Here is a 12,078-nt window from a genome sequence, read left to right on the forward strand (position 1 = left end):
GGAATGAGTACTTCAATTCAAAGCGATACTCAGAATTCACCAAATCCCAAAAATGTCCTATTACTTGGGGCCAGCCTTGATCCTTCCAGGTATTCTTATATGTGCCTCAGTGACCTGGCAATGCAGAAAATTCCTGTAATTGCAGTTGGCTTAAAAGAAGGGAATGTATCAGGAATTCAGATTGTAAAGTCTGTTCCTGATGGACAAGCAATCCACACGGTTACACTTTATCTTGGTGCCAGGAACCAGGAACCCTATTTTGAGTACATCCTGAATCTCAAGCCAGTCAGAGTGATTTTTAATCCCGGAACAGAAAATCCCGGTTTTGAAAAAAAGCTGGAAGAAGCAGGTATTGAAGTACTAGCCGCCTGTTCAATCATGATGTTACATGCTGGAATTTTCTTCTAGAAAAGAGATAACTAACAATGGATTAGCCCTTTGAAAGTGGAAATTTCAGGACCAATTAAGGAAATTGTACTTCAATGACTCAATCTTCATTATAATACACAAGAATTTCACCCATAGTCCGTTTATATAGCATGCTTGCTATTTTTAATTAATTTAGCAAGCTCTATCGCATGCCTGAATAAAAATCCTGAACCTGAATTATCATATGCATTTTAGGAATCTCATCCTCTTATTTGTTTTACTGCTGATGTTGAATCCAGTGAAAAGTCTGGCCCAGATTTTTTATGTGGAGACAAGCATAGATACCAGTTTATTCTGCCCCGGCACATCCCAGGCAATGCCAATTCAGGTGAAAAATATGGTAGGGGTGGATTCCTTCAACCTGGTACTCAATTTTAATCCGGCTGTCCTCAGTTATGAATCTTATTATCTCCTTCATCAGGATCTTACCGGCGGGAGTTTTCAGGTTACTGAACTAAATGGCAAGGTTTCGATAAATTGGCACAGGCCGACTGAAACAAGTTTATTTCAGGATACTATGGTAATGCTTGTTTTTAAAGGAATCACAGGATCTACTTCATTAATTTGGGATACCATTACACCGGGAAATTGCATCTACCATAGTATTGGCGATTCATTAATCTCTGATATTTACCATAATGGTTTAGCCTTTGTAAACCCTCCTATTCAACTGGCAATCCAGGAAATTGATCCAACCTGTATCGGGAAATGTGATGCCAACTACCTGGCACAAGCCACAGGCGGAACACCTCCTTACCTGTATCTTTGGAATAATCAACCCGGAAGATTTGATTCTATCCAGACTAATCTATGTGATGGGCCTAATAGTTTAAGGATTATTGATAGCAAAGGATGTGAACTTGACAGCCTTTATTCGATTGAGGGCTTGCCTGGTCCGAAGGTTGATTTGAAAATTGAATGCGAAGGAGATACTACAACGGTCCTGTTCAGGGAAAATCCAATTCTCACCTTTAGTTTTGAAGAAATAAGCCCTACTCATGTCATCGAACCACCATTATGGGAATTTGGTGATGGGGATACAGCCCGTTCCTTCAATCCTACCCACCTTTACGATCTGGCCAATTCAAACCTGGATGGTTTCTATCAGCTTAAACTGCACATCACTAATCAGAATGGATGTGATACACTGATTATTCAACGCATTCCAATCAAAGATCAAAAATTGAAGATATCCAACCTGATTGTTCCCAATGGTTCACCGGAAAACAGGGTATTCACAATATTTGATGAAAGCGGGAATCCCCTGGATCATGAGTATATGCGTTTCGAGGTCTATATCTTTGACCGCTGGGGGCGCCGTTTATTCTCCACTTCTGACTACAAAAATGACTGGTCACCGGCAGGAGCTCCGGATGGGGTTTACTTCTATGTTGTAAAGACAATAGGCTATTTCAATACAGATAAACATAAAGGATCCGTCACAATAATGGGCGGTAATTAAACTGTACTGCAATAAAAGTCGTAGAGATTATTTCCGGAATGTCATTTTCTGAACATCCAGTTGATCAATAGAGAGTAGTTCATTCTCGAGTCGCAGGCATTCGTCCTGGCTTCCAACCAGTTCAAGAATAATTAATCCTGTATTTACAGCATAAATGTCTTCCAGGCTATGAAGACCCAGCCTGGTCCTGATCGAACAACCATATTTGGTTAAAATAGGTTGGATGAGGGCTGCATCTTTCACCCGATCGTTCACATAAACCCCAAGGATTCGGACTTCTTTCATGGCGAGGATGTTAGTATTTGAATGACATTACCTGAATTTCAATTCCTTCAATTTTCCTGAGTTCGGTTTCAAACTCTTCCCACTCAACTAATGGTCCTGTTAAATGTAAAAGTATGATCCCAACTCTACTGCATACATTATCATTTACTTCATGAAAACCCAGTCTTGAGCGAATCAAAGGGGCATATTTGCTTAATAATCCCTGGGTTCTCCCCGCTTCCTTGATCCTGTCGGTGATCAATAATCCTAATACTCGGGTCTCATTCATATTCAATGTATTGGCAAGTTAATCAAAATAAGAAACATTGGTATGGCTAATCCTAAACGACAAAAGCCTAAAAATACAAATCTCTCTCCCCGGCTATGATCCGACTGATTCGATTTCTGATTTCAGGAACATTGGAACGTTCCTGGGCTTTTTCGAGGTCCAGAAGATTTTTTTCGATGACTTCATACCCTTTGATCCTGGTTTCCCGTGGGGCATAATCTTCAAGATATTCAGTCAGGGTAAGAATGGCATTGGGAGAACAATATCTTTTAATAAATCCTGGAACTGAGAATTCCATGAAATGCTCCCCGGTCCTGCCCAAACGATAACATGCCGTACAAAATGAAGGCAGGTAACCATCAACCAGCAGTTCATCAATAATTTCGTTCAATGACCTTGAATCATTCACATGGAACTGCTCTTTGTTCAGATCCTGCAATTCATTTAAACTATCTGAATAGCTACCTATCTCTAATTTCGTTCCACCATCTATCTGGGAAACACCAAAGCGCATCACTTCATGTCGCACTGCTGGATTTTCCCTGGCAGTAAGAATAAGTCCGGTATAAGGGACAGCCAATCTCAATATGGCTACCAACTTAGTAAAATCTTCATCTGAGACCCTGTACTTACCATCAAAATTAAGGGCTGATGCTTCCTGTATCCTTGGGAAGGAGATGGTATGAGGACCAACATTATAGCAGGCTTCAAGATGATTGGTATGCCTGATTAATCCCATCACTTCAAATCGCCAGTCATACAATCCAAACAGTGCTCCAATACCAACATCATCAATACCGGCTTCCTGGGCCCGGTCGAGGGAAGTAAGCCGATATTCAAAGTTTCTTTTCTGACCTCCTAAATGATAGGTTTTATAAATCTCCGGGTGATACGTTTCCTGGAAAATTTGATATGTGCCTATATCAGCATCTTTCACGATCCGGAATCCTTCAATATCAAGTGGTGCAGCATTGATATTAATTCTCCTGATTTCACCCTGGCCTTTCTTCACTCCATAAACAACCCTGGCTGTATGTGCAATAAATTCGGCATTATACTCCGGATGTTCACCATAAACCAGTATAAGTCTCTTCTGACCATTATCCTCAAGAGCTTCTACTTCCTTAACCAGGGCAGCATCATCAAGTGTCTGCCTGATGGCATCTTTATTTGACACTTTGAAGCCACAGTAACTGCAATTGTTTGTGCATTTATTTCCAATGTATAAGGGCGCAAAGAGTACAATCCTGTTTCCATAAACCAGTTCTTTTAATCTCCTTGCTCCTTCTTTAATTTCTTCGATCAAAGCAGGATCATCAGCATTAATCAGAATGGCAGTTTCACGAAGGGTGAGGCGTTCTTTGGCCAATGACCTGGCAATCACTTCCCTTACCTGTTCTGCAGTAGATGTAGTAGTTTGAAGGATTTCCCAAATCTCATCTGCATCAATGAATGGTTTCATTCGTTGATCGGGAATCCGGCAAATCTCAGGCTTAAATTTCATGTTAATCCGACTTAGTCACTATTATGAAACAAAATTAAATATATTTCATCGAATTAAAGCATTTCAATACCTAATCTTTGTGAATTTATTAACAGTGCCTAGAGTGAGCTAGAGTGCCTAGAGTGAGCTAGAGTGAGCTAGAGTGAACTAAAGTGAGCTAGGGGGGGAGCTAAAGTGCAGTTGAGTTTGCTAGTGTGAGGTTAGAAAAAATCTGATAACTCATTCTAAGCAATTCGCTACTTCAGAGAATTTCTAAATTTCTAAATTTCTAAATTTCTAAATTATCTATACTTCAATCACAAGCCCGTCATAAGCAAGGTGAACATTTGGAGGAAGCTTACTTTCTACGATTTCATGCCTGCCAAGAAAGTGACTGATATGTGTAAGATAGGCTCTTTCAGGATTAATTTTTTTTAGAATTTCAAGGGCTTCATTCAGGGAGAAATGTGAAACATGCCTTGAGTTTCGAAGCGCATTCAACACAACAACCTTTGAACCCATGACCTTTTCAAGCTCTTCGGGGGCAATATAGTTGGCATCAGTGATATAAGAGAAATCTCCTAAACGGTAACCATAAACTACCATCTCCTGGTGTAGAACCTGTATCGGTATAAACTCTAAACCTCCGGCCTTGAATGGTTCCAGGTCAATTGCATGCATGTTGAGTTGGGGTACACCAAAATACCTTCCAGGTGCAAAAATGTAAGGAAACTGCTCCTTAACAGCTGCAAGGGTTAGTGCTGAGCCATAAACATCAATCGATTTATTCAGAATATAATTATAGGCACGAATATCATCCAATCCGGCAATATGATCGCGATGGGCATGGGTAAACAACACTGCATCCAGGTTATCCACCTTGTGTCTAAGCATCTGAATTCTGAAGTCAGGGCCACAATCAATCACAATATTTGAATCGGCAATCGAAATAAGAGCAGAAGTCCGAAACCTCTTGTCTTTAACATCAAGACTTTGGCAAACCTCACAATTACAGGCAATTACAGGCACACCGGTTGAAGTTCCGGTTCCCAGGAATGTAATCTTCAGTTTTTGAGGTTTCTTCTGCATACTTTGATTAATAAATCATATCATCCACCATCGTTTGATCTTTTTTTAGCTGTACTTTGAGTTCTTCCAAAGAAGCAAAGGGTAACTCATCCCTGATTCGCTTTGAAAATGACACAATTGCATCCTGGTTTACTGGAATTGATTGATCGGTAAATGGATAAAATTCTATTTTCATCTCATCAGCGGAACGCTCATTCCCATATCTGCTATTTTTAATATTCAGTATGCCCTTACATGAATGACCCCGTACTTCAATTTTTACAGCATAAACACCATCAGGCGGAACCAGCTTACATTCTTCCTCAATCGCTATTTGAAAGGTTTGAATCTGCAGTTCTTTCAACTCCTGACTCCCAGGCAATAAATTCCCCATCAGAAAATAATGATGGTCGAGATAAGCATTAGCCCGTTGTATTTTGCCTTCCTGTAAAGCTTTCCTGATAAGTGTCGAACTAACGGTCTCATTATGAATATCCTGCTCAGGAATCTCTTCCACTTCAAAACCATAGTATTTCCCTAATTCATCAAGAAATTCAAAATTTCCTTCCCGGTTGAAACCGAACTGATGGTTAAAACCAATAACTATTTTCTTGGCGTTTAGCTTATTAACAAGGATATTCCTGATAAAATCGATAGAAGTAGTTTTAGAGAATTCAGCAGTAAAGGTCAAAATGACTAGATTTTGTAATCCTGCTTTCCGCAATAGCTCTACTTTCTCCCTTTGTGAATTGATCAGGTATAAATCCTTTCCTGCAGTTTCAGGATAGAGGACTTTCCTGGGATGCGGGTGGAATGTAATCAGGACACTTTCACCTTGTATCTCCCTTGCCAATCGGTTAATCCGACCAATGATAGCCTTATGTCCCACATGGACACCATCAAAAGAACCTGTAGTAACCACAGGATTTGGAATGGAAATGAGTTCGCCAAGATCATGAAAAACCTTCATTCTGTATTTTTTCTTAGATCATTTTACAGCAAGCTGTAAGCTGATTTACAACCAATTAAACCTTCTTTACAAAATAAGCCAGTTTTTCAAGCGAGGTGATCATATCATATTCCTCCAGGTAAACATTAGAAGGAACATTTAAGGGTCGTGGAGTGAAATTCAATATTCCTTTAATTCCTGCTGCCACCAGTTTATCAGCCACCTGGGTAGCTTCAGCGGCGGGAACAGTCAATACAGCAATGCTGATGTTCTCTTTTTGAATAATTTCAATAAGCCTGTCAAAGTGATAACACCAAACACCTGCATAAACCCTGTCGATTTTGTCAGGATTCTGATCAAAGCCTGCAACAATCGACAACTTGGTTCTTTTACCACTGAAATAGCCGATAATGGCTCTTCCCAGGTTTCCGATACCAATTACTGCCACCTTTTGCCCATCCTTACTATCAATGATTTTCCCTATAATTTCAATTAACTCCTTGACATCATAGCCTTGTCTGAGTGTGCCGGAATATCCGATAAGCATTATATCCCGCCTAACCTGGACTGATGTGATATGTAACATGGCTGCCAGTTCATGAGAAAAAATATGGTGTTTCCCATTTCCAAATGCAATTAAAAGAGTCCGCCTGTATTGGCTGAGACGTTCAACAGTTTTATCTGGTAATTTTTTCATTGGACGCTTTTTAGATTTGGTGAATCAATAGAATTACTTATTCTTCCACATTCGGAAGGTTAATGATAAAGGTACTTCCCTTATCAGGAGTGCTCTGTACTTCAACAGAGCCATGATACATATCTACAATTTTTTTCACAATCGACAAGCCAAGACCGCTTCCGGTTATATTTCGGGTATTTTGATTCTTGATTCTTACGAAATCATCAAATATCTTCATTTTATCATCTTCTGACATGCCAATTCCTGTATCCGATACAGTTATTCGAATCATGTCTTTCAACTTTTCAACAAATATATCTACCCTCCCTCCTACTTTATTATACTTAACACCATTGGAGATGAGATTATTCATAATGATTTCAATCTCTCCGGCATCAGCTTTCATAGTGATGGTTTCCTTATTATTCAGATAAATATCAACATCTTTCTGAATGGAATAAGGTCGGATCGTATCAATGGAAAGCTGTACGATTTTCCTGACATCAACTTCTTCCAATTTCTGAACAGGTTTGCCAGATTCAATTTTTGTTAGATCAAGCAAGTCCATAATCAGGCTGCGCATCCCTTTAATTCGTTCAATGGATCGGTCGATCATTTCATTGTAGGCCTCAATATTTTCACCCAACTGCCTATCCCTGATCATCTTGAGATATCCATCAACCGCATTTAACGGCGCTTTAAGCTCATGTGAAAGCACTGACAGAAATTGAAAACGTATCTGTTTCCCTGTACTATTCAGTGTTTGAGTCATCCTTTTAAGGAAGATCTGTTTTGTAATATTCTCAATGGAAGCCCGAATTTCCTGAGGAGTGAATGGCTTCGGAATAAAGTCAAATGCACCGTCCCTGGTTGCTTTTACAGCCAATTCCAGGGATGCATAAGATGTAATCATCACAACAACAATGTCATATTGCTTTTTCTTGACATACTCCAAGACTTCTACACCCTGAATATCCGGAAGTTTGTTGTCAAGCAATAGTATCTCAGGCTGTTCCTTGTCAATCAGCTCGATACCTTCAGTGCCTGTTCCTGCTTCCAATACCTGGAAATCAATTTGTTCATCCATAAAAGGATAATCAACCTTAAAACTCTGGAGAATCCTCCTTGTTCCATCCCGGATGCCTTGTTCATCATCAATAACAAGGATTTTATAAGTTGCCATATTATATTTTAAGAAGTTTCTTTATTTCACGCTGTAGTTGATCATTCCTGATTCCCTTATCAAGAAACAGGTCAGCATTAATCCACTTTTTGCTTTCTTCAGCCCTGATGTCAAAAGTCATTCCTGTTTCCGCTGTTACTGCTGTTGCAATAATAATGGGCACATCAGGATACTTTCTTTTGATCTTATAACTCAACACAAAACCACTGTCATCTGATTCCATCATCAAGTCAAGAATGCATAAATCAGGCTTAAATTCAAGGATGATTTTCTCTGCCTCTGCCTGGCTTTCTGCTGTTACCGTCTCAAAGCCCATCTGCTCTACTTTCAGCCGCATCTGGTAGAGATAATCCATGTCATCATCAACAATCAATATCCGCTTTTTCATTACAATTTTTTCTAGGTATTCGTTTCAAAGCCTCACAGGACCAAACCTGTTAAAGAGTTTATGCTAAATCAATCTTTTTCTGGGTATTGAAATTGTAAAAGTGGTGCCTGTTAATCCTGCCTTTTTATCAGAATTCGATTGCACATTAATTTCTCCTTTATGCATTTTCACAATACCATAAATGATAGGCAATCCTAATCCAGTTCCTTTTCCAATTCCTTTGGTTGTAAAGAAAGGAGTGAATAGTTTATCCATATTTTCCTTTTCAATTCCAGATCCATTATCAGATATGGTGAAGATGATATTTTCACTTGAATCACTTACTTTCAATAATATCTCCCCTCCTTCCGGCATGGCTTCAATTGCGTTTTTCAAAAGGTTGGTAAGTACCTGTGTCATCTGGTCAAGGTCAAGCATCGCCATTGGATCAGCTACATTATTTGCGAATGAAATAGTGATGCTTTGGGGTACTATCACTGAACTTATGCTCCTTTCTGCCAATGCGATTACATCTGTTTCACTGATGTTAACCTGGTTTTTGCGGGCAAAATTGAGCAATCCGCCTACAATTTTTCTGCAGCGATCTGCTTGCTCAACAATTAATTCCAGGTCTCTGATCATAGGGTTGTCTTCCGGCAGTTCCTCTTTCAGAATATTACTATACATAGTAATTACTCCTAAAGGATTATTCAACTCATGCGCAATACCTGCTGATAGTTGCCCCATCCCTGCCAGCTTCTCTGAATGTCGCAAAGCTTCCTGCACGGATGCCAGTTTCTCATTCGATGTATCCAGTTCCCTGATATAGTTGTGTAGTTTCTCTATGGAATAAGGCAAGCACATTTCTGTTTCAGCCAAACCATTAATTACTGCAATTGCATGTTCTTCACATGAATCATAACCACAGGCACCACAGTTAAGATAATCATCAGGGCCAAACTTGCCAATTCGGTAGAGTACTTCCTTTATTTGTTCGTTACTGGGACGGGGAATCCTCATATCCCTTTTTGTAAAGCTCCTGGAAAGATCAAGCTTTTCATATTCTTCAAGGTTGCGCATCCACTCTTCCTTATCCAGGTTGAGCATCCTTTGATTTGCATAACTGATGATCCTTGCTTTCTTGGCAAATCGTTGACTGCTGGCTGCAGTATTAGGATACGGCGACATTCCGGGACCTAAAATACAACCTTCACAACACAGGAGATGGAGATGGTGTCCATTCAGATTTCCATGCTCAAATTCCCGCAAAGCATCAAGGAAATTCATTCCACCACCTGCAACAATAACCTTTTCACTCAAAATATCTTCAGTCACTTCCATTGTATTCAATAATCCATGACTTAATGGGAAGATAGCCCCACGACCACCTAAAGGAGGATCAAATTCCAAAGGGCTCACCGATTTGGGTGTAATCCGTTTCTGCTGAAACATTTCTCTCAGTTCCCTGAAGGTGATGGCATTGTCAATTTCCTTTGATTCCGCCTTCTTAGCCAGACAGGGCCCTATAAACACAACTTTTGATTTTTCCCCATACACCTTTTTTACGACCCGTGACATTGCAACCATAGGCGAGACAACACTAGCCATAAAACCTGTAAGATCAGGATAATATCTCTCAATATATGAAACAATAGCCGGACAATCAGATGAAATGGCCTGTTTACCATGACTAAGTTGTTGTTTATATTTCCGGGCTACCAGGTCGGCACCAAATGAAACCTCCGTAACATGACTAAATCCAAGTGCTTTAATCATACCCACCAGGTTTCTGTAATCCTTGATATCAGCAAATTCAGCCGGAAAACTCGGTGCAACACATGCTATAACGACATTTCCTGAATTTATCAGATGGTTAACAGCATCAATCTCTTTTCTGAAAACCTTGGCTCCCTGACTGCAGACTTTTATGCAATTACCACAAGCTATGCAACGGTCGGCAATGATTTCAGCTTGTCCGCCTGTGATACGAATGGCTTTAGCAGGGCATTCCCTGACACATGTATAACAAACACGGCATTTTTCCTTAATGGTGAATACCAGTTTATTAAACTCTGCCTCCAGGTTGGTTCTATCAGACCCTATTGCTTCCATACCTTATAATTGATTATGCTGAATCATCATTACCTATTGTTGATTAGTATTTTACCATAAAAATGATCAAAGCATAACCTCTCTGTGCTGATAAGATGTATGCAGCAGGTTCATACTTGTTTCACTTAATGGTTTACCTAGCAGATGGTCATATAGAGCTATCAGGGAAGGATTTCTGTGAGCAAACCTTATAGCTTCTTTATCATCTATGTCAAATACAGCTTTTGCCCTGGCTTTCAGGTTATTAAACTCAGGATGTATGGGCTGTCCCCCTCCACCAACACATCCCCCCGGACATGCCATGACTTCAATATAATGAATATCGGACCTGCCATTTTCAATCTCAGTAAGCAACTCATTTACATTCCCGATGCCATTAACAACAGCAAATCCAAGGTTAAACTCCCCTATTTTTATTTTGAACTCTTTTCTGCCTCTTGATGACCGAAGTTCCTGAATTTTTGGCTGAGCTATCTCTTTTCCTGTAATCATAAAATGAAGGGTGCGTATCAGCGATTCTGTAAGACCACCGCTAACAGCAAGCAACTTGCCTGCAGAACTCCTGGAACGATATGGCAAGTCAACCATTTCAGGTTCAACTTGTTGTATGTCTATACCATTCAACCTGATCAACCGGGCAAGTTCCCTGGTTGTTAAAATAGTGTCTACATCTGTGATTCCTTTATGGGTCATCTGCTCCCTTTGAGCTTCAAATTTCTTAGCTACACAAGGCATTGCAGAGACTGAATAAATGGAATCATCTGTCAGACCCAGATCAGCTGCAAAATGACTGGTAATGAGAGCCCCCATCATTTGTTGCGGGGATTTACAACTGGAAATCTTATTAAGTATTGATGGCCTGGCCTGTTCGGCATATTTGATCCATGCCGGACAACAACTGGAGAACATCGGCAACAATTTCTTTTCGTTCAGCCGTTCGAGTAATTCTGCCGCTTGCTCAACAACTAAAAGATCTGCTGCAAAGGTAGTATCGAACACATAATCGAAGCCTAGTTTGCGCAGTGCTGCATACATCAGGCTCTCCATATCTTTTCCTGCTCTAAGTCCAAACTCCTCAGCCAGTGTGACTGATAAAGAAGGGGAGCACTGAATTATTGTTTTTATATCAGGGTTATGAAGTGCATCCTGCAATTCACCCGGATGTTGCTTTTCAGTGAGAGCGCCGGTAGGACAAACAATTATACATTGACCGCAATTTATGCAACTGGAAAGGTTCATTCCTTTGTTGAATGCTGGTCCTACCTGCATTTTATTACCCCTGCCGATGAAATCCAATGCAGTGATATGCTGAATTTCTTCACAAATACGGATGCATCGGCCACAAAGAATACATTTTGCCGGATCACGAAGTAAACTGGCACTGGAGGGGTCAGTCTTGTATTTATTCCGGGAGCCATGGAACCTTCTCTCCCTAACGTTCAGATCTTCTGCAAACCTTTGTAATTCGCAATTCCCATTTCTTTCACAATAGAGACAATCATCAGGATGATTGCTCAGCAGTAACTCAATATTTGTTTTTCTTGCTTTGACTACCCTGGGGGAATGAGTCTTAATTTTCATCCACTCTTCCACAGGATGAGAACATGCCGGTAACAAAGATTGTCTTCCTTCCACTTCAACAACACACATCCTGCAAGCCCCATTGGGAGGCAAATTTTCAAGATGGCATAGCGTGGGAACTTTAATACCATTCCGCTCAAGAGCAGAAAGTATGGTATCACCATTCCGTGCTTTTATTGTTTTACCGTTTACTTCTATATCGAAAAACATAA

At 40.1% G+C, this 12,078-nt stretch carries 12 protein-coding genes; 2 read left to right on the forward strand and 10 right to left on the reverse strand.

Annotation, left to right across the window (positions count from 1 at the left end; genetic code table 11):
• The first annotated feature begins 3 nt into the window (after nucleotides 1–3).
• Both IPH84_05025 and IPH84_05030 read left to right on the forward strand, forming a co-directional pair.
• The gene (locus IPH84_05025; GenBank protein MBK7172593.1) at nucleotides 4–408 is read left to right on the forward strand and encodes a CoA-binding protein; all 405 of its coding nucleotides are present in this window, start codon (nucleotides 4–6) and stop codon (nucleotides 406–408) included.
• Between the two features lie 205 nt (nucleotides 409–613).
• Nucleotides 614–1,891, forward strand: coding sequence for a gliding motility-associated C-terminal domain-containing protein (locus tag IPH84_05030; GenBank protein MBK7172594.1), 1,278 nt, complete (start codon nucleotides 614–616; stop codon nucleotides 1,889–1,891).
• Between the two features lie 27 nt (nucleotides 1,892–1,918).
• On the opposite strand, the gene IPH84_05035 is transcribed toward IPH84_05030, so the two are convergent.
• The 10 genes from IPH84_05035 to IPH84_05080 form a co-directional block, all read right to left on the reverse strand.
• On the reverse strand, nucleotides 1,919–2,176 hold the full coding sequence (locus IPH84_05035; GenBank protein MBK7172595.1) for a hypothetical protein: 258 nt from the start codon (nucleotides 2,174–2,176) through the stop codon (nucleotides 1,919–1,921).
• Between the two features lie 10 nt (nucleotides 2,177–2,186).
• Entirely contained in the window at nucleotides 2,187–2,444 is a 258-nt protein-coding gene (locus IPH84_05040; GenBank protein MBK7172596.1) for a hypothetical protein, read from the reverse strand.
• Between the two features lie 67 nt (nucleotides 2,445–2,511).
• The gene (gene hydG, locus IPH84_05045) at nucleotides 2,512–3,948 is read right to left on the reverse strand and encodes a [FeFe] hydrogenase H-cluster radical SAM maturase HydG (protein ID MBK7172597.1); all 1,437 of its coding nucleotides are present in this window, start codon (nucleotides 3,946–3,948) and stop codon (nucleotides 2,512–2,514) included.
• Between the two features lie 285 nt (nucleotides 3,949–4,233).
• On the reverse strand, nucleotides 4,234–4,995 hold the full coding sequence (locus IPH84_05050) for an MBL fold metallo-hydrolase (protein ID MBK7172598.1): 762 nt from the start codon (nucleotides 4,993–4,995) through the stop codon (nucleotides 4,234–4,236).
• Between the two features lie 28 nt (nucleotides 4,996–5,023).
• Entirely contained in the window at nucleotides 5,024–5,965 is a 942-nt protein-coding gene (locus IPH84_05055; GenBank protein ID MBK7172599.1) for a bifunctional riboflavin kinase/FMN adenylyltransferase, read from the reverse strand.
• A gap of 55 nt (nucleotides 5,966–6,020) precedes the next feature.
• On the reverse strand, nucleotides 6,021–6,641 hold the full coding sequence (locus tag IPH84_05060; protein MBK7172600.1) for a redox-sensing transcriptional repressor Rex: 621 nt from the start codon (nucleotides 6,639–6,641) through the stop codon (nucleotides 6,021–6,023).
• 37 nt (nucleotides 6,642–6,678) lie between these two features.
• A complete protein-coding gene (locus IPH84_05065) occupies nucleotides 6,679–7,806 on the reverse strand; it encodes a hybrid sensor histidine kinase/response regulator (protein ID MBK7172601.1) in 1,128 nt (375 codons plus the stop codon).
• 1 nt (nucleotide 7,807) lies between these two features.
• A complete protein-coding gene (locus IPH84_05070; GenBank protein ID MBK7172602.1) occupies nucleotides 7,808–8,194 on the reverse strand; it encodes a response regulator in 387 nt (128 codons plus the stop codon).
• 63 nt (nucleotides 8,195–8,257) lie between these two features.
• A complete protein-coding gene (locus IPH84_05075) occupies nucleotides 8,258–10,285 on the reverse strand; it encodes a GHKL domain-containing protein (GenBank protein ID MBK7172603.1) in 2,028 nt (675 codons plus the stop codon).
• Nucleotides 10,286–10,351: 66 nt separating this feature from the next.
• Nucleotides 10,352–12,076 (reverse strand): (2Fe-2S)-binding protein, encoded by a 1,725-nt coding sequence (locus IPH84_05080; protein ID MBK7172604.1) that lies wholly within the window; start codon nucleotides 12,074–12,076, stop codon nucleotides 10,352–10,354.
• Nucleotides 12,077–12,078 lie beyond the last annotated feature (2 nt).

Source organism: Bacteroidales bacterium, assembly GCA_016707785.1.
Taxonomy (GTDB): Bacteria; Bacteroidota; Bacteroidia; order Bacteroidales; family UBA4417; genus UBA4417.

Coding starts and splice junctions, on each gene's coding strand:
- IPH84_05025 (MBK7172593.1), top strand. CDS start 4: ATGAGTACTTCAATTCAAAGCGATACTCAGAATTCACCAAATCCCAAA.
- IPH84_05030 (MBK7172594.1), top strand. CDS start 614: ATGCATTTTAGGAATCTCATCCTCTTATTTGTTTTACTGCTGATGTTG.
- IPH84_05035 (MBK7172595.1), bottom strand. CDS start 2,176: ATGAAAGAAGTCCGAATCCTTGGGGTTTATGTGAACGATCGGGTGAAA.
- IPH84_05040 (MBK7172596.1), bottom strand. CDS start 2,444: ATGAATGAGACCCGAGTATTAGGATTATTGATCACCGACAGGATCAAG.
- hydG (MBK7172597.1), bottom strand. CDS start 3,948: ATGAAATTTAAGCCTGAGATTTGCCGGATTCCCGATCAACGAATGAAA.
- IPH84_05055 (MBK7172599.1), bottom strand. CDS start 5,965: ATGAAGGTTTTTCATGATCTTGGCGAACTCATTTCCATTCCAAATCCT.
- IPH84_05060 (MBK7172600.1), bottom strand. CDS start 6,641: ATGAAAAAATTACCAGATAAAACTGTTGAACGTCTCAGCCAATACAGG.
- IPH84_05065 (MBK7172601.1), bottom strand. CDS start 7,806: ATGGCAACTTATAAAATCCTTGTTATTGATGATGAACAAGGCATCCGG.
- IPH84_05070 (MBK7172602.1), bottom strand. CDS start 8,194: ATGAAAAAGCGGATATTGATTGTTGATGATGACATGGATTATCTCTAC.
- IPH84_05075 (MBK7172603.1), bottom strand. CDS start 10,285: ATGGAAGCAATAGGGTCTGATAGAACCAACCTGGAGGCAGAGTTTAAT.
- IPH84_05080 (MBK7172604.1), bottom strand. CDS start 12,076: ATGTTTTTCGATATAGAAGTAAACGGTAAAACAATAAAAGCACGGAAT.